This is a genomic window from Serratia sp. CY44782 (assembly GCF_052168715.1).
Lineage (GTDB): Bacteria > Pseudomonadota > Gammaproteobacteria > Enterobacterales > Enterobacteriaceae > Serratia > Serratia nevei.
Genome location: NZ_JBJNME010000005.1, coordinates 285640 through 303320 on the forward strand (window position 1 = coordinate 285640; position 17681 = coordinate 303320).

General features: G+C 59.0%; 17 protein-coding genes. 5 read left to right on the forward strand and 12 right to left on the reverse strand.

Annotation, left to right across the window (positions count from 1 at the left end; translation table 11 throughout):
• Positions 1-37: 37 nt before the first annotated feature.
• Genes ACJ8HT_RS11715 through ACJ8HT_RS11735 form a run of 5 tightly spaced genes read right to left on the reverse strand, consistent with a single transcriptional unit; the run spans position 38 to position 6062 of the window.
• Positions 38-787, reverse strand: a complete 750-nt coding sequence (locus ACJ8HT_RS11715; RefSeq protein WP_197651970.1) for a fimbrial biogenesis chaperone — start codon at positions 785-787, stop codon at positions 38-40.
• Positions 787-2127 carry a fimbrial protein gene (locus ACJ8HT_RS11720; RefSeq protein WP_197651969.1) on the reverse strand — a complete coding sequence of 447 codons (1341 nt, stop codon included), beginning with the start codon at positions 2125-2127 and terminating at the stop codon, positions 787-789. Before ACJ8HT_RS11720 ends, ACJ8HT_RS11715 begins: the two co-directional genes overlap by 1 nt.
• 28 nt (positions 2128-2155) lie before the next feature.
• The gene (locus tag ACJ8HT_RS11725; RefSeq protein ID WP_197651968.1) at positions 2156-4696 is read right to left on the reverse strand and encodes a fimbria/pilus outer membrane usher protein; all 2541 of its coding nucleotides are present in this window, start codon (positions 4694-4696) and stop codon (positions 2156-2158) included.
• A 20-nt stretch (positions 4697-4716) separates the two neighbouring features.
• Positions 4717-5469 (reverse strand): fimbrial biogenesis chaperone, encoded by a 753-nt coding sequence (locus tag ACJ8HT_RS11730; RefSeq protein ID WP_228286088.1) that lies wholly within the window; start codon positions 5467-5469, stop codon positions 4717-4719.
• Positions 5470-5528: 59 nt separating this feature from the next.
• Positions 5529-6062: a fimbrial protein gene (locus ACJ8HT_RS11735; protein WP_015377562.1), complete on the reverse strand. Its 534-nt coding sequence runs from the start codon at positions 6060-6062 to the stop codon at positions 5529-5531.
• Between the two features lie 333 nt (positions 6063-6395).
• Here ACJ8HT_RS11735 and ACJ8HT_RS11740 point away from each other — a divergent pair, with 333 nt between their 5' ends.
• Positions 6396-7121, forward strand: coding sequence for a helix-turn-helix transcriptional regulator (locus ACJ8HT_RS11740; protein WP_350429765.1), 726 nt, complete (start codon positions 6396-6398; stop codon positions 7119-7121).
• A gap of 6 nt (positions 7122-7127) precedes the next feature.
• On the opposite strand, the gene ACJ8HT_RS11745 is transcribed toward ACJ8HT_RS11740, so the two are convergent.
• Positions 7128-7598, reverse strand: a complete 471-nt coding sequence (locus ACJ8HT_RS11745; protein ID WP_350429766.1) for a winged helix-turn-helix transcriptional regulator — start codon at positions 7596-7598, stop codon at positions 7128-7130.
• Positions 7599-7787: 189 nt separating this feature from the next.
• Between ACJ8HT_RS11745 and ACJ8HT_RS11750 the strand changes: the two genes are divergently transcribed.
• A complete protein-coding gene (locus ACJ8HT_RS11750) occupies positions 7788-8213 on the forward strand; it encodes a tautomerase family protein (protein ID WP_107226940.1) in 426 nt (141 codons plus the stop codon).
• 114 nt (positions 8214-8327) lie between these two features.
• On the opposite strand, the gene ACJ8HT_RS11755 is transcribed toward ACJ8HT_RS11750, so the two are convergent.
• Entirely contained in the window at positions 8328-9209 is an 882-nt protein-coding gene (locus tag ACJ8HT_RS11755; RefSeq protein WP_197651966.1) for a LysR family transcriptional regulator, read from the reverse strand.
• A gap of 181 nt (positions 9210-9390) precedes the next feature.
• Between ACJ8HT_RS11755 and ACJ8HT_RS11760 the strand changes: the two genes are divergently transcribed.
• Positions 9391-10335 carry an amidohydrolase family protein gene (locus tag ACJ8HT_RS11760; protein ID WP_197651965.1) on the forward strand — a complete coding sequence of 315 codons (945 nt, stop codon included), beginning with the start codon at positions 9391-9393 and terminating at the stop codon, positions 10333-10335.
• A gap of 128 nt (positions 10336-10463) precedes the next feature.
• On the opposite strand, the gene ychF is transcribed toward ACJ8HT_RS11760, so the two are convergent.
• Positions 10464-11555, reverse strand: coding sequence for a redox-regulated ATPase YchF (gene ychF / locus ACJ8HT_RS11765; RefSeq protein WP_004941048.1), 1092 nt, complete (start codon positions 11553-11555; stop codon positions 10464-10466).
• Positions 11556-11889: 334 nt separating this feature from the next.
• Between ychF and ACJ8HT_RS11770 the strand changes: the two genes are divergently transcribed.
• Positions 11890-13419: a SulP family inorganic anion transporter gene (locus ACJ8HT_RS11770; protein ID WP_197651964.1), complete on the forward strand. Its 1530-nt coding sequence runs from the start codon at positions 11890-11892 to the stop codon at positions 13417-13419.
• Between the two features lie 37 nt (positions 13420-13456).
• Here the strand turns inward: ACJ8HT_RS11770 and pth are convergent, their stop codons facing one another.
• Complete coding sequence (gene pth / locus ACJ8HT_RS11775) at positions 13457-14047, reverse strand: aminoacyl-tRNA hydrolase (RefSeq protein ID WP_004941053.1); 591 nt, start codon at positions 14045-14047, stop codon at positions 13457-13459.
• Positions 14048-14348: 301 nt separating this feature from the next.
• Here pth and ychH point away from each other — a divergent pair, with 301 nt between their 5' ends.
• Positions 14349-14627, forward strand: a complete 279-nt coding sequence (gene ychH, locus ACJ8HT_RS11780; RefSeq protein WP_004941056.1) for a stress-induced protein YchH — start codon at positions 14349-14351, stop codon at positions 14625-14627.
• A gap of 185 nt (positions 14628-14812) precedes the next feature.
• On the opposite strand, the gene prs is transcribed toward ychH, so the two are convergent.
• The 3 genes from prs to lolB form a co-directional block, all read right to left on the reverse strand.
• Positions 14813-15760 (reverse strand): ribose-phosphate diphosphokinase, encoded by a 948-nt coding sequence (prs, locus tag ACJ8HT_RS11785; RefSeq protein WP_004941061.1) that lies wholly within the window; start codon positions 15758-15760, stop codon positions 14813-14815.
• A 174-nt stretch (positions 15761-15934) separates the two neighbouring features.
• Positions 15935-16801: a 4-(cytidine 5'-diphospho)-2-C-methyl-D-erythritol kinase gene (ispE, locus tag ACJ8HT_RS11790; RefSeq protein ID WP_197651963.1), complete on the reverse strand. Its 867-nt coding sequence runs from the start codon at positions 16799-16801 to the stop codon at positions 15935-15937.
• The gene (gene lolB, locus ACJ8HT_RS11795; RefSeq protein ID WP_038872018.1) at positions 16798-17421 is read right to left on the reverse strand and encodes a lipoprotein insertase outer membrane protein LolB; all 624 of its coding nucleotides are present in this window, start codon (positions 17419-17421) and stop codon (positions 16798-16800) included. The genes ispE and lolB overlap by 4 nt, the downstream gene beginning before the upstream one ends.
• Positions 17422-17681 lie beyond the last annotated feature (260 nt).

Genomic DNA, 17681 nt, shown 5'->3' on the forward strand with positions numbered 1-17681 from the left:
TATTTCCTGTACTTAAAAAATGTGCTGCTTTTTATCGTTATGGGTTTGCTGTGTATGACTTGACGATCTGTTGGCCCTGGTCGTTGATGAGGGTGGCCTGAACGGTGATCTGTGAAGGAAGTGTCGGCGCCGCAACGCCGTCGAGGTGATAATCTCGCATGCTGAACGGCGCGGTCATCATGTCGCTTTCTTGTCGCACCGGGTAATCACGCCTGTCGGTATGCACGGCGATGCGGGCGAAGGAGAGATAAAACGCCGACCGGTTGTGGCAGCGCAGCAGATAGCCGCCCGGCGATTTTTGCAGCGAGAACGAGACGGCCTCGGCCGCGTTTTCGGCGTTTCCCTTTAGCGCTTTGGGGCGGTAGAAGATTTTCATCTGCGTGTTCATCGCCAGCGTCACGCGCGACGCCAGCGGCGGCGTGGTCGGCCGGTTGGGCGGGATCTCATACAGGTTAAGCCAGAACACCGACTCCCTGTCGGTGGGCAGGGCCGCGCCGGCAAACAGGATCCGCAGCCCTTTCAGCGCCGAAGGCGGCAGGGCGAATACGCTGGGCAGGGTGACAAACGGCGCGCGCGACAGCTCGGGGGCGGCGTTGACGTCGCCGTTATCGACCCAGGTTTGCGCCACGATCGGATAGCCGTTGGTGTTGAGCAGCATCAGGGTTTTTTCCGTGTCGCCCTCGCGGAAAATCACCCGGGTGGCGGAGGCGATGATGCCCGCCTGCGCGCCCATGGTCGCCAGCGCCAGCAGCAGGGCGCACCACATCGTCAGATATTTCTTTCTCATCATTGCACCTTAACCCAGACGTAGGCCCTGGCGTCCACTTTGCCGGCGGTGACGGTTTGCCCGGGCAGCCGGGCGAGCGTGGCGGTGAGCTGGGTGGTGTAGTGGGTAAACCCTGCCGCGGTGCTGCCGCCGCCGCTGGCGCCGTTGAGCACCGGGTACCAGCCGGCGTCATTACCTTGCGGGCATTGCCCGGTGCTGCAGCGCGCCCAGCCGACGAAGTTCATCGGCGCGCCGTTGCCGGCGTTGGCGAGTGCGATGCCCACGCCGGTGGCGACGCTGCTGTCGGTGCCGTAGCCGCTGGAGAGCAGGTAGCTCACGCCGCCGTTGGCGCTGACCAGCCCGAGCTGCTGCGCCGCGACGTAGCTTTCATACGGCACCTGCAGGCCGAGGGCGGTATTGTTGCTGCTGACGCCGGACACGGCGGCGTTGTCGCATTCGATATTGATGGTGAACTGCGCCTGTGAGGTTTGCCCGGCGGTCAACTGGCTGACGGATATGGTCGGCAGGATCACCAGCGGCGTGACGTTGCGCGCCACGCATGTGGCGGTATAGGTCAATGAGGAGATCGGTGCGGTGCCCATGCCCATCGCGTTCCAGCGCCCGGTGCCCCAGGTGGCGTAGTTGGTGGCGGAGTCGCTGCCGATAGGATCCGAGGCGATGCCGGGCCCCTGAAAGGTGACATAGCCGTTCGGCTGCGTGCAGGTATAGTTCGAATTGCCGGTGGTCGAGGCCATGCCCACCAGCGGGTTGCCGGCGCTGTAGCCGCAGTAGTTGCTGGCGCCCGCGCCCGGCAGCGAGCTGATGCGGATCAAATCGGCACGGATGGCGCTGAAGTCTTTCACCCGGATCTGAATTTTGCTGCCGACGGTGGCGTAGCGGGTAATCGGCGCCGACTGCCAGTAGCGGGTAAAAACCTTACCGGAATCCAGATGGGTCAGGCGGATGCCGACGTAGGGGAAGTAGGTGGCGTAGTAGTTGGGGTTACCGTCCTGGGCACCCAGATCGTAATAGCCACCGACGCGATCGTCGCCGTTGGTGGCGAAGACTTCATAGATCTGCCCCGCGTCGCCGGCGTCGCATTCATACAACACCTTGTTGGGATCGGGATAGCGCGTGCCGGACGTAAGATCGAACACGCTGGTGCCCAGCGGCGTGCCGACGGGCTGCAGGTAAGTGCTGGTCAGGTTAACCCGGCCCAGCGCCGTGCCCACCCCGCAGGGATCGCAACCGGAATCGATCGCGGGAGAAACCCGGGTGCATTGCGCCAGCGCGGCGGGTGCACCGAACAGCGACAGGGCGAGCAGCGCCAGGGCGGCAATCGGGTAAAAAATGCGTTTCATCGTCTCTCCTGAAAATAAGTTTAACGGGCTAGCGGCACGGGGCGCTGAGCCGTTGAATCGGGCCGTCTTCCCCGGCGGGCAGGCGATAATGCAGCGTGCACTGCTGGCCGGGGGCGTCGCCCCAGTTCAGCATCAGTTCCCCGGCGCGCTTATCGCTGCGCAGATACACCTGATTGGCCTGGCCGACCATGCCTACGTTGTTGCCCGCGTTGTCCAACACGTTGGCGCCCATCGGGATCGGCGTGTTATCGGGCCGCTGCGCGGTGATCAGCAGCGCCTGGCCGCGCACGGTGTTGAAGTGCAGGCGCACCGTGGCTCCGGCATAAGGAGCCACGCGCCGCTGGCTGTCTTCCAGTTCCGCTTTGTCGTTCATGCCCTCGGGGTTCAGCGCGACGGTGTTGTAGTGATAGGGCACCAGCGACGGCGCCAGGGCGTAGCCGAAGCGATCGACGCGCGCGCCCTGGCCGTCCATCACCCGTGCGCCGCTGGCGCCGGGTGCCTCAATCAGGGCGAAGGTGTCGCCGACATACGGCCCTAATGTCACGCCGCCGCGGTGCGCCACCACCGCCCCCTGCAGCGACAGGGAGCCTTGTCGGTACTGGCGCGCGGTGGAGAACGAGCCGGTGACGTTGGCGTAAGGCAGACGGGTTTGCAGGTTGCCGCCCCAGATACTTTGTTGGCGATCGTCGTCGGTGGTGAAGTTCAGGCCGTAGCTGACCGGCTGTTTGTCGCCGACGCTGCCCGACAGCGCAGCCTGATAGTTGCCCCCCTGGCCCTGGCCCTGGCTGTGGTTGGCCAGCAGCGAGACGCTGGGGGCGGATGACGAACGGCCGAGCGGGAAGCTCAGCGACAGGGCGGTGACGGTCTGCGTGTTCTGCGCCAGCGGCGCGCTGTAGACGTTATCCAGCGGCCCGTAGCCGCGGTAGTCGCCGTTGCTGTAGCCCAGGCTGCGGGTGCGGGTGACGGAGAGGTTAAGTGCCACGCCGTTGCCGAAGGTTTTTCCCCAGCCCAGCTGGAGCTGATTGTCGCGGCCGCGCTGATCGCGGTAGTCCTGAGTCGAGCCGGACATCGTCAGGCTGCCGAACGCCCCCATCCCCTGATTGACGGCGACTTCGAAACGCGAACGCTGGCGGTAGGAGTCGGACTGCCAGTTTTGGCCGGTGACGGCGGCGCGCCGCACGCCGAGCACGTCGCTGAGATCGCGAAAGCCCTCGGTAGAGTAGCGGTAGCCGGCGATGGATAGCGTGGTATCCGTCGGGCTGAAGGTTCGGCTGTAAGAGAGGTGCAGCATCCAGCCGGAGGCGCCGCCGTCCGGCAGGCTGGCGTGGGAATAGGTGGTATCCATGCCGAAAGCGCCCAGCCAGCTGCTGTATACCCCGCCCAGCATCATCGCCTGGTAGCCGTCCGCCATTTGGTTGCCGAGGTTGAAGGTCAGGGCGTTGGTCAGGCCGTGCTGCCAGGTCACTTCGCTGAACAGATCGTTGTCGCCGACGTAGCGGGAACGGCCGACGATCGCGGAGTAGCGCGACTGGCCGGGGCGGATGGATTCCGGCACCGCGGCGAACGGCACGGTGAAGGTGCTGACGCTGCCGTCGGCTTCCGTCACCACCACGGTGAGATCGCCAGCGTAGTTGGTGGCGTACAGATCGTTGATGGCGAACGGCCCCGGCGCGACGGTGGTTTCATACAGCGTGCTTTTGCCCTGCAGCACCGTCACGCGCGCGTTGCTTTTTGCCACGCCGCGCACCACCGGCGCATAGCCGCGCTGGGAATCCGGCAGCATGCGGTCGTCCGAACTGAGCTGAATGCCGCGAAAGCCCAGGCCGGAGAAGAAGTGCCCGTCGGTAAAGCCTTCGCCCAACAGCATTTCGCTGCGCCAGGGCAAGATCGCGCGCTGCACGTAGCGGCGGCTGGTGTCCAGGTGGCCGCCGAACTCCCGATCGTAGCGGTAGCTGGACTGCTGGCGGTAGCGCCATAGCCCGAGGTTGAACCCGCCGTTCAGGTTGGCGTAGGTCGAGTCGAGATCGCGAGTTTGCCCCTGTCGGTAGCTGACGTGGTACTGGTTGAGGTTGTAATTGACGAAGGCCATCGATTCGCCGCTGTCCAGACTGGCGGGGTTGACGCTGCCGCGTGGCTGGCCGTTCAACAGCGCCTGCGGAATGCTGAGATCCAGCCGCAGCCGCGAAATATCGGCGTTCACCGCGATGTCCTTGAGATCCCGACCGGGCAGCAGGCATTCCGCTTCGGCGGCCGCCGGCGGATTTTTCAGCCCGAAGCGCGTCAGCTGCGGCCGATCGAAACAGGGCAGCACCTGCTTGCCTGCGCGCACGAAGCGAATTTGGTCGCGCTCGAGAAATTGGCCGTTGAGGTACAGATCGATCTGATAGCTGCCGGGAGCGACGGCGTCCTGCTGGTTGAACTGGCTCAGGGCGCTGTTGCTCAGCACGCTGCCGCGCAGCAGCGCGGGATCGAAGGTATAGCCGTCGGCAGCGGCGCAGCCCAGCGGCAGCGCCAGCAGCGCGCAACACCAGCATGCGGGCAGCGGCGTCGCCTTGCGGACATCGAACATGAAAACCTCCCTGTCTGGTGTCAGCGCGCGACGTTCAGGGTGCGTGTGATTTCCACCCCATAGTCATTGATGACGCGCAGTGCGATCTGCCGCACCTCCCCGTTCACCGGCCAACTGGCCTGTGAAAACGGCGGGATCAGGTCCGCCTGCGGGATGGCGATGCGCTTCGCGCCGCTCAGGATCGCGGCCTGGCTGACGTTGACGTAGTAGCCGGTCGGGTTGTCGACGCGCAGCGCGTTGCCGGCCTGGCGCAGGCTGAGCCGATCGATGACGTGGTTGGCGTCGCCGGCCAGCCCGGCGGGGCGATAGAACACCTTCAGCCGATTGGTGACCACCAGCAGCAGTTTGTTCTTGTCGCTGTCCGTCTGGCGCACGGCGGGCACCTGCAGGAAGTTGAGGTAGAACAGCGATTCGCGATCGCGCGGCAGCGGCTGGCCGACGAACGACAGTCGCACCATTTGCCCGCTGTGCGGATTCATGCGGAAGATTTGCGGCGAGGCGACAAAGGGCGCATCGGCGTTTTGCGGCGTGGATTTGGGGTTATTGATGTCGAGCCAGATCTGCATCAGCGCCGGGGTGCCGTCGTCGTTGGTGAACTGCAGCGTTTTTTCCCGCGCCTCGGCGGGGTAGATCACGCGGTTGCCGAGCAGCGTCACGCTGGCCGACGCGTGGGTAGCGGCAAAACTCATCAGGCAAAGCGACAGGGCGGCCCATCGACGGGCGGTGCGGGTTATCTGCGGCATAAACGTGAACCGATAAAGGGAGCGAGTCATTCAGCGCCACCCGGCGAAGGGCGGCGCTGGCATCAACAGGTACGGCGCCTGACGCCGGCTTATTTGTAGCTAATGGCGAATTGTGCGGTGGCGATCACTGAACCGGCCGCCACGCCGGTGTCTTCCGCGTAGTAGCGGGCCACCAGGTTCTGCGAGGTGGAGGTGGCGTCTTTCGCCAGCGTCATCGCCGACGTGGTGACGGTCGAACCGCTGGCGAATGACAACGGTGTGGTGGCGTCGCTGTCCAGCAGTTGAATGGACACCTTGGCCGCATCGCCCGCGTTGCCCAGGTTACCGTTGGTGGTCGGGTTGTTGCCCGCCAGCACGGTTTTGATCGCCGTATCGCTGGTTGCGGCCGCACAGCCGGTCACGTTGACGGTGAAGGTGGTGTCGCCGGCGGTGGCGCCTTTGGTGGCGAGTTTGCTGGCGGCGACGGTCGGCAGCAGAACGACCGGGTTGGATTGGTTGCCGTTAATATTCACCGAGCAGGTTTGCGTGCTGACTTCGCCTTTAAATTGCACCGTATTGGACGAAGCGGCCGCACAGGCGCCGGAGAGAGCCAGCATGGATAATGCGACTAATTTAACATTCATGTGAAATGCCCTTTAATTTACTTTAGAGAAAAGCTTTCCTGACAGTAATAAATTACTGACGTGCGGTTGTGGGTTAATCATGTTGCGCAATTGTTTTTTAAACGCATCGGCAAACATGGATTTTCATCCTAACAAACTAAGAATTTTCCCTATAGGTATTTTGAATAAGGCAATAAGACGAGAAGGTCTGCTGTTACATTTTTTTTCATTTGTGCTTATATCATACAAAATAGAAAATAGATCTATATCATTGCGTTGCGATTTTATTGGATCGCCAGTTTTTGTGGTTGAAATAATTTGAAACATTCATGCCTTTTTTGCGTATTAATCAACGTGCTGGCGGTTGAATGGTTATTTGAAAAACATGTTATCAAGATGTTTTATATCGGTGTGCTTTGCAGGCAAATTACCCCAAAAAAGAGCAGCGACAAGCCGCCTGAGGTGTGGAAGCATGCGTCCATGCTGATAAGGAGAATTAAAGTGAGAGTGATTTATATCGATGGTTCACCGCTGTGCCGGCTGGGCATGAAAACATTATTGGGCGGTGGAGTGATAACCTTATCCTCACCCAATATGAATATCATTAAAAATATAAGCCCGGCGCCTGATTTAATTATTATGGAGTTTCCCCAGGAGATTTACCGGTTCGAGGCGTATTTAAAATTCATTAAATATTCACGCAGTGAATATAAAGACGTCCGGATACTGTTCTTCGTCGATAAGACTTCACCGCTGATTCTGGCGTTTATCGCTGCGGCGCAGCCGGATGCGATTTTGCACAAACGGGAAGCGCTGCAGGTGGTGCGGGAAACCTGCGCGGCGCTGGTCTGCCGTGAGGAGGAAGGTGAACGGCACGTGGTGAACCGGCATCGGGCGGCGGCGATCACGCCTGGCGAGGCGGCGGTGCTGTGTGAAACCGCCCGCACCGAAGATATCCGCTTGACCGCGCGGCGGCTTAACCTGCACCCGAAAACCGTTTATTCGCACCTCAATAACGCTGGCAAAAAGTTCGGCATCCGCAATCGGGTCGAACTGCTGAAGATGATTGCGCTGTTGTAGCCACCGTTAGCGGGTTTTGCCGACGGCCAGCCGCCATCGCGTGATCTCATCGGCGCCGGGCCCGGCGGCCAGCGCCAGGTTTTTCGGCGGCAGCGATTCGCCGGTCGCGGCATCGACCACGCGCAGGGTGGCGGGGTGGCCAGTCGCACGGTCGACCACGCGCAGCGGCGGCCCGGCCAGCTCGGACAGGTTCCACTTGTCGCCAATCTGGATCATCGCCATCACCAGCAGCCCGAGATCTTTTCCCTTCTCCGTCGGCAGATACTCGTAGCGATCGGGGCGCGTCTGGTATTGCCGCTTTTCGATAAGGCCGCTGCCTTCCAGCGCCTTGAGCCGATCGGCCAACGTGTTGTTGGTGATGCCGGTCGATTGGCGCAGATCGTCATAGCGCGAGAGCCCCAGCAACAGATCGCGCATGAGGATCGCGCCCCAGCGATCGCCCAATGCCGACAGCACGTGGGCCACCGAACACGTCATGCCCTCAAACCCTTTTGCTTTCACGTTGCTTTACCTCTGCTTTCCGTCTGATTGCCGATAATTTTATCGCCTCGGCTTGATCACTTCAATGATTGGAGTTATTACTCTTATTATTAGAGTTTCGTTTGACACCGGCTGCCGGCCAGAACGATTGTCGATACCCCGCAGCTTTACCGAGGAGAGAACGCGATGCCACTGTGGCAGATTTACCACCCTGAACCGGCCTTCAGCGCCGCCGATAAACGCGCGCTTGCGCAGAAGGTCACCGCCCTGTACCAAGACTTTTTACCGCGCTTCTACGTCAACGTCTTCTTCCACGCGCTGCCGCCCGGCGCGGCCTATCTCGGCGGCGAACCGGCCGATGACTTCGTGCGGGTGACCATCGACCATATCGCCCGCGCCATGGACAACGACGCGGAGCAGCAGCAATTCCTGGCGGCCTGCACCCGCATCCTGCAACCCTACCTCGCCGCGCGCGGGCTGCGCTGGGAGCTGCACGTGGACGAAACGCCGTTCTCGCTGTGGACTATCGAAGGCTTGAAGCCCCCGGTGCCGGGGACGGCGGCGGGGGAGAAGTGGCGCAGCGAGAACCGGCCTTCGGTGTGGGAGGGGTAGCGGCGCTGACGGAATGCCCGATGCTTAAAAGCGACGATGAGCGCCGGTTTTTTATCTTCGCTTAAACAAAACCGGCATCACCGCATGGGGGCTGCGAAGGTAACCCGGCAGGCATCATAGGCTGTGTTGTACATCTGATATGAATGCATTAACGATGGCGGATTTTTCATCCTTACGATAGATGAAAAAAACCTCAGTTGCGTTATCGACGGCGGGGATCGGCCTGTAGGTGATGTTGGGCAGTTTGATTGAGGATAGCGAAGAGGGAACGATGGCGATGCCAAGGCCGGAGGCCACCATGCCGAGCACGCTTAATGTGCTGTCTAACCGATAGGCTACCTTGATGTCTTCTTCAATAATGGCGTTCAGGATACGAAGCTGGCCATCGTCTCCGCTGTTTTCCGAGTAAATGATAAAGTCTCGCCCAGAGAGGTCTTCCTTTTTCAAGGCCTCTTTTTTCGCCAGATCGGAGTCTTCCTGAATCACGACGACCCAGTCAAATTTTTTTATGGGTATAAAGCCGAGCTCCGGTGGGATATTGAGATCCAGATTGGGGCAGTAGCTGACGTCGATATTTCCGTTGACGATCTCATCGATTTGTTTCCAGTATGACAGCTCTTTGGCGCGGAAGTTAACGCCGGGGTGCTCTGCTTTAAATCGATGAATATCGGCGGTGACTAATCCTGCCGCCACGGCATTGCCGACAAATCCGATGCGCACATTGCCATTCTCACGTTTCGCCGCCGCTTTGGTTTCGTCAAGCGTACTTTTTATTTTCTCATAAATATCCGGTGCGTTTTTTAAAAATACCTCTCCCACCTCAGTGAGTTCGACATTACGGTTGTTGCGAATAAAGAGTGGTGCGCCAATCTCTTCTTCCAGCGCTTTTATCTGCATGCTGAAAGCCGACTGCGTAATATGAATGCGCTTGGCCGCTTTGCCAAAATGTTTTTCTTCAACGAGGGCCAGGAATGCCTGGACATGGCGAAAATTCATGGATTAGATTCCTGTATCAGTCGTTCAAAAAAATGAATTGGATATATGGTTTCCATGAAAATACCCTCTAATAGAGCTCGCGTTAAAGTGTAGGTTATTTCTGAAGTGCGGGCTAGTCAACAACACTCAACGTGTTGCTATATATTTCAACGATAAAATATATGCATAGTGGAGGCGCTAAATGAATTCATTAGCCAGAATCGACGTTCATACTCACTTGGTCCCGCCCTTTTGGGGCAGCGCGCTGCCGAGCCACGGCGGCGATCCGTCCGGCTGGACCTTGCCCAAATGGACGGCGGACGACCATCTTCGCTATATGGACAAACAGCAAATAGCGACCAGCGTCCTATCGTTAACCGCGCCAAGCGTGGTTGGCTGGGAAGGTCAGGCTCGCCGCGATATGGCCAGGAAAGTCAATGAATATACGGCGGATCTGGTGGCGAAATACCCCACGCGGTTTGGTCACTTCGCGACCGTGCCGTTGCCGGACGTTGAGGGGGCGGTGCGTGAAGTTGAGTATGCACTGGATGTGCTGAAAGCCGATGGCGTGGTGTTATTAACCAACTATGAAGGGGTCTATTTAGGTGATAAAAAGTGGGCTCCGCTTTGGGCGGCGCTTAACCAACGCTCTGCCGTTGTTTTCATTCACCCTGGTCATCCCATCATGGATTTGCTGGATGGCGTTCCTGGCCCCTTGGTTGATTATCCGTTTGATACCACACGCAATGCCGTCCATATGGTGTTGAACGGCGTTATGGATAATTATCCTAACGTGAAAATTATTCTTTCGCATGCCGGCGGTTTCTTGCCTTATGCCGTTTTGCGTTTTACATTGCTGGCAGAGTCACTTAATCCAAATGGGCCGTCAGCTCAGGAATTGGACGGTAAATTTAAGCGCTTTTATTTTGATACCGCATTGTCTTCCGGCCCTAATGCATTCTCCAGCCTACTGGCGTTTGCGAATCATAATAATATTCTGTTCGGCAGCGATTATCCTTATGCGCCTGAGCCCGTCGCCGCTAAGTTTAATCATATTCTCGACGCCGAGACAAACCTGACCGATGCGCAGAAAGTAAACTTCAATCGGAATAACGGTCTCGCGCTTTTCCCGCGGTTAAATAAATAAAGGTTTCTGCTGGGATGATGCCGCATTGCTTTAAGCGCTGGCACGTTCCCTCCCTAAAATAAAAAATCCACGCCGAAGCGTGGATTTTTCCGTTTCCGGCAGCGGAGAAATACGCTGCGGGGAAGGGGTTAGACGTTGAACAGGAAGTTCATTACGTCGCCGTCTTTGACGATGTAATCTTTACCTTCGGAACGCATTTTGCCGGCTTCTTTGGCGCCTTGTTCACCCTTGTAGGTGATGAAGTCGTCAAAGGCGATGGTTTGCGCGCGGATAAAGCCTTTCTCGAAGTCGGTGTGGATCTTGCCGGCCGCCTGCGGGGCGGTGGCGCCGACCGGGATGGTCCAGGCGCGCACTTCTTTCACGCCGGCGGTGAAGTAGGTCTGCAGGTTCAGCAGCTCATAACCGGCGCGGATCACGCGGTTCAGGCCCGGCTCTTCCAGGCCCAGCTCGGCCATGAACTCGTCGCGCTCTTCGTCTTCCAGCTCGGCGATATCGGATTCCACAGCGGCGCACACGGCAACTACCACGGAGCCTTCGGCATCGGCGATTTTACGCACGGTGTCCAGGTACGGGTTGTTCTCGAAGCCGTCTTCGTTAACGTTGGCGATGTACATGGTCGGCTTCAGGGTCAGGAAGCTCAGGTATTTGATCGCCGCTTTGTCTTCTGCAGTCAGATCCAGCGCGCGCAGCATGCCGGCGTTTTCCAGGTGCGGCAGGCATTTCTCCAGCGCCGCCAGCTCGGCCTTGGCGTCTTTGTCGCCGCCTTTGGCTTTCTTCTGCACGCGGTGGATGGCGCGCTCACAGGTGTCCAGGTCAGACAGCGCCAGCTCGGTGTTGATGACGTCGATGTCTTCGGCCGGATCGACCTTGTTGTTGACGTGAATGATGTTGTCGTTTTCGAAGCAGCGCACCACGTGGCCGATGGCTTCGGTTTCGCGGATGTTGGTCAGGAACTGGTTGCCCAGGCCTTCACCCTTGGACGCGCCTTTCACCAGGCCGGCGATGTCGACGAATTCCATGGTGGTTGGCAGAATGCGCTGCGGCTTGACGATCTCGGCCAGCTTATCCAGACGCGGATCGGGCATCGGCACCACACCGGTGTTCGGTTCAATGGTGCAGAACGGGAAGTTGGCTGCTTCAATGCCCGCTTTGGTCAACGCGTTGAACAGGGTGGATTTGCCTACGTTAGGCAGGCCGACGATACCGCATTTGAATCCCATGTTGTAATCACCTTAAATATCTTAACTATCAGCCGGTTAGGTTTAATCGACTGCATAAAGGGCAAAATAATGCCGCCATTATACACGTAATGGGCGTTTATCTCGATCAGACTTGTTTGGCCGGGGCGAGCCCAGCGCCCGCGGCCGGTTTTTATTTGAGATTTGGATCACATTTACCCATACTGGCCGTTCCGATTAACCGACAGGAAACGCGCCGGATGTATTTCTTGCCTACGCCACCCTGAGTTGTGCCCGCCTGCAGTCTGCCGCCCCTTGCGGCTCCCCATACCCGCTACGCGGGGAGATGATGTCATCTGTCATAAGTGAATAATGCATGTTTAATCTGAGTAACGTCAGGATCGCGGACGTTAAAAATGAAGTCCTGGCGGGCTTTGTGGTGGCGGTTTCGATGATCCCCGAGGCGGTCGGCTTTTCGCTGGTCGCCGGTCTTTCTCCGATCGTCGGTTTACATACCGCGTTTATCATCGGCCTGGTCACGGCGCTGTTTGGCGGCAAGCCGGGCATGGTTTCCGGCGCCGCCGGCTCCATTGTGGTGGTGCTGATGAGCCTGGCGGCGCAGTACGGCATGGGCTACGTGTTGTGGGCCACGCTGTTTGCCGGGGGGATCCAAATCCTGATTGGCGTCTTCCGGCTGGGCAAATTCATTCGTCTGGTGCCGCTGCCGGCGATCCACGGCTTCGTCAACGGTCTGGCGATCGTCATCATGCTGGCGCAGCTGAAGATGATCGCCGGGCAGGGGCCGCTGATGTACGGCCTGGTAGCGCTGGCGATTGCGGTGGTGGTGCTGTTCCCGCGCCTGACCAAAGCCATTCCGTCTTCGCTGGCGGCGCTGCTGGTGGTCTCGGCGTTGGCGATCGGCCTCAATCTGCACACGCTGCGGGTGGGCGATCTGGCGGACATTTCCGGCGCGCTGCCGCACTTTAGCCTGCCGACGGCGCCGTTCACCCTGGAGATGGTGCGGGTGGTGTTGCCCTATGCGGTGGTGATCGCCCTGGTCGGTTTGATTGAATCGCTGCTGACCATGACGGTGCTGGATGAAATGGGCGGCAAGAAGGGGAACGGCAACCGCGAGAGCATCGCGCAGGGCGCCGGTAATGCGGTATGCGGCCTGTTCGGCTGCTTCGCCGGCTGCGCAATGATCGGTCAGTCGATCATCAACTTTACCTCGGGCGGGCGCGGGCGCCTCTCCGGCACGGTGGGCGCCATCCTGCTGATTCTGTTCGTGGTCAGCCTGTCGCGCTATATCGGCCTGCTGCCGGTGGCGGCGCTGGCCGGGGTGATGCTGGTGGTGTGTTACAACACCTTCGAGTGGAGCTCGCTGCGCCGTTTGCGCCGCATGCCGAAGGCGGACGCACTGGTGATGGTCGCGGTCACGCTGATCACCATCTTTACCGATCTGGCGGTGGCGGTGATCAGCGGAGTTATTATCTCGGCGCTGGTGTTCGCCTGGCAGCAGGCGCGCATCCGCGTGCGCCAGCGCCAGGTGACGAGCGAGGTGGCGGTGTATCAGCTCGATGGCCCGCTGTTCTTCGGTTCAGCCGCCGCTTTCGCCGAGCTGTTCGACCCGCAGAGCGATCCGCAGAGCGTGGTGCTGGACTTTGCCGGCACCCGGGTGATGGATTCCAGCGGCGTAGAGGCTATAGATAAGCTGACGGCACGTTACCTGGCGGCGGGAAAAAGCATTCGGCTACGTCACCTGAGCGGCGACTGCGTGCGTTTGCTCAAGCGCGCAGGGCCGTTCTGCAGCCATGAGCTGGACGATCCGCAGTATTACGTGGCGGAAGAGGGGTTCACCGCCGATGACCGCCGCGTGGGCGAGGAAACCTTCAACCCGCGCGGCTAAAAGCAGGCAGCGGGCAGGGCGCCCGCTGCGGCAAGGTTCAGGCCTGTGCCTTGAAGCTGTGCAGGCGCTGAACGGTTTTTTCCAGCCCGTCCTTCATCAGCATCTCGGTGCAGCGCAGCGACTCGTCGATCGCTTCGTCAATCATCTTTTGCTCGCTGGCCGGCGGTTTGCCGAGCACGAAGCCCACCACCTTGTTCTTGTCGCCCGGATGGCCGATACCGATGCGCAGGCGGTAGAAGTTCGGGTTGTTGCCGAACTTGTTCTGGATGTCTTTCAGGCCGTTGTGGCCGCCGTTGCCGCCACCGAGCTTGATTTTGGCCACGCCGGGCGGCAGATCCAGCTCGTCGTGCGCTACCAGGATCTCGTTCGGTTCGATGCGGTAGAAGTTGGCCATCGCCAGCACCGCTTTGCCGCTCAGGTTCATGAAGGTGGTCGGCACCAGCAGGCGCACATCGTTACCCGCCAGGTTCAAACGGGCGGTGTAGCCGAAGAATTTGCTCTCTTCTTTCAACTGTTGATTGTGGCGCTGGGCCAGCAGGTCGACGTACCATGCGCCGGCGTTGTGGCGCGTCTGGGCGTATTCCGCACCCGGGTTGGCCAAGCCGACTATCAATTTAATACTGCTCACTGGGAGATTCGCTATGATCAGGGTAATGGAAAGAGTCTTAGTCTACCTGTCGGGGCGGCGAATGACAAAATCCGATCTCTGCCATCGCCTTCGGAAAGAAAGACGAATGATTCATTAGCTGAATAATTCAATTTGTCCGCTAATTTTCAGCGGCGTGTTAAGAAGTGTCAATAATTCTTTACCATTTGTGATCGCCTCCGCAATCCCCTTGCCGCGGCAAGGGCTATACTTAACTTATCAAAGTGGGTTAACAAGTTGCAGCGTTATCCCGGTTGGCACATGGCAATCATGGAGGTGGCATATGAAACGTAGAAGCGCGGACAGAGTGGGCAACTTTTTTATGGGGCTGGGCCTGGTCGTGATGATCGGTGGCGTCGGATACTCCATTATTGCTGAAGTATCACAGTTCAATTTACCGCAGTTTTTCGCCCACGGCGCCATCATGAGTATCTTCGTCGGCGCGCTGTTGTGGCTGGTGGGCGCGCGTATCGGCGGCCGCGAGCAGGTGGCGGATCGCTACTGGTGGGTAAAACACTTTGATAAACGGTGCCGCAACGACCAACATCGTTCGTCGCATTGATTAAAAAATCAGAAGGGAAGCAAGAGCAGGGCAAGGGAAAATCTGCCGTGCATTAAGGTTTGAGGTCATGTTGGACTACGAGTAGAAAACCCGTTGTTGCTTGCGCACCAACGGGTTTTTCTTTTTCTGCTTTCGGGCTCGTTATCTTTCCGGCACGGTGGGCGCTGCACCGGAAAGACGACGAATCAATGCTCGAACATTGCAGAGATCGACTCTTCGTTGCTGATGCGGCGGATGGCTTCAGCCAGCATGCCGGACAAGGTCAGAGTACGAACGTTTTTCAGTGCCTTGATTTCCGGCGACAGCGGAATGGTGTCGCAGACGATCACTTCATCAATCACCGAGTTCTTGATGTTGTCCACGGCGTTGCCGGAGAAGATCGGGTGCGTCGCGTAGGCAAATACGCGCTTGGCACCGCGTTCTTTCAACGCTTCAGCCGCTTTACACAAGGTACCGCCGGTGTCGATCATGTCGTCGACCAGCACGCAGTCACGGCCTGCCACGTCACCGATGATGTGCATCACCTGAGAAACGTTCGCGCGCGGGCGGCGTTTGTCAATGATGGCCATGTCGGTGTCGTTCAGCAGTTTAGCTATAGCACGGGCACGCACTACGCCGCCGATGTCCGGAGAAACCACGATCGGGTTTTCCAGGTTCTGCTGCAACATGTCTTCCAGCAGGATCGGGCTGCCGAACACGTTGTCTACCGGTACGTCGAAGAAGCCTTGAATCTGCTCAGCATGCAGATCCACCGTCAGAACGCGGTCAACCCCTACGCTGGAGAGGAAATCGGCAACTACCTTGGCGGTGATTGGCACACGCGCGGAACGCACGCGGCGATCCTGGCGGGCATAGCCGAAGTAAGGGATAACGGCGGTAATACGACCTGCGGAGGCGCGACGCAGGGCGTCGACCATCACAACCAGTTCCATCAGGTTGTCGTTGGTCGGGGCACAGGTGGACTGGATGATGAAAATATCACCGCCGCGTACATTTTCGTTGATTTGCACGCTCACTTCGCCGTCGCTAAAACGACCTACAGCGGCGTCACCAAGGCTGGTGTACAAACGGTTGGCAATACGTTGTGCTAGTTCCGGGGTGGCGTTACCAGCAAAAAGCTTCATATCAGGCACGAGAAGAACCTCAGGCTTGCGTCCAGAGAAGATATTGTCATACGACATCGCCAAGGGGCAGTCGGCGACGCCGGCGCAATATACATACGGGTATGTAAAACTAAAATTGAGACCGCAGGCAGCGCAGGGATAACAGGGCCAGGTGTGCATGACCCTGCGCAGCGAAACGTTGAGCTACGACTCAAACCGCCCGGAACGAATGCGATGTAGTGGGGAGACGTTAACGCCGCGCGCTACAAAACCACACAACCACTCCGGGGCTTGATTTAACACCTGACGGGCGGCGATTTCTGTGTCGAATTCAGCAAACACACAAGCACCTGTGCCAGTCAGGCGTGACGGGGCGTATTCTAACAGCCATGAAAGAAGCTGTTCAACCTCGCGAAAACGTTTTCTTGCGATCGGTTCGCAATCATTTGCGTACGGCGCCTGCAACAGCTCACTTAAGGAGCGAACCGGGGTGTCTCTTTTCAATTCGGGGTCGCCGAAGATAACCGGCGTCGGGATGCCGACGCCGGGATGCGCCACCAGATACCACTTTTCCTGCGGCTTGGCCGGCTGCAGGCGCTCGCCGATGCCTTCGGCGAAGGCGGCATGGCCACGCACGAACACCGGCACGTCGGCGCCGAGGCTGAGCCCCAGCGCTGCCAGTTGGTCGTCGCCAAGACCGCAGCGCCACAGTTCGTTGAGCGCCACCAGCACGGTGGCGGCGTTGGAGGAGCCGCCGCCCAAGCCGCCGCCCATCGGCAGGCGCTTGTCGATGCTGATGTCGGCGCCGCGCGGTGCGGTCTGCAGGCCGTGTTCATCGCAATAGCGCTGCAGCAAGCGGGCGGCGCGCACGATCAGGTTCTGTTCGTCCGGCACACCATCGACCGGCGTCAGCAGATGAATGCGGTCGTCCTGGCGTGGGTCAATGGTCAGGGTGTCGCCGTAGTCCAAGAACTGAAACAGCGTCTGCAGCAGGTGATAGCCGTCTTCACGACGGCCGGTGATGTACAAAAACAGGTTGAGTTTCGCGGGGGAGGGCCACTGGCGAATCATTTGAGCGTCCAGTTATCCATTTTCAGCTTGATGCGCTGCTCGCCCTGCTGCAGTTCCAGGCGGTTCGGCAGCGTCGGCTGCACCTCGTTGCTGTAGCCCTGGTAATCCACTTTCCAGGTCTGGCCGCCTTGCTGGTAAGTCAGCTTGCTCAGGCGATATTGGTCATCCAGCGCAAAATCGTTGGCTTCGCCCGGCAGGCCGAGCATCCACTGGCGCAGGTTGTTCAGCGGGATCGCCATGCCGGTCAGCTTGCGGATCATCTCTTCCGGGTTGTCGCTGACGTAGCGTTTGCCCTGGTTGTCGGTCAGCTGCACCACGTTTTTCTGCACGTTGAGATCCATTTCCGTGCTGCCCAGCGGGTTGGTCAACAGCAGACGGTAGCGCTCCGGCGAGAACTGCTGCCAGAAGAAGCGGGCGTAGACTTTTTTCTGATCAGACAAGTAGGCGAAGGAGCCGCGGGTCTGATAGGTGCTGAGCTGCTGCACCGCCTGCTCATGGGCGCGCCACTGCGGAGACGTCGGGCTGGTGGCCGGGCCGGTCGGCTTGGTGGTGGTACAGGCGGCCAGCACCAGGCTGGCCAGCGGGATCAGACGGAGCAAACTAACTTTGCGTATTGGCATAACTTTCTCTTGTCCTTTTGTCCTTGCGGGCATGCGCGACGAAACCCGGATTCAGCGCTCACGCTAACGGGGCGGCGGCGGCGCGTCAATAATAGCATGTCATGAATAATGGCACAGCAGTCGGGGTTCTCGCTAATTTTCACCTTCAATATTCAGAGTGTTGGGTCGTTTTTGGGGCTCTGTAACTTACCGATGCATAGCAGTGCAAACATTGGTTTTTGCTCATCCCTTAAGCTGAAACCTGAGTTAATTCTGAAATA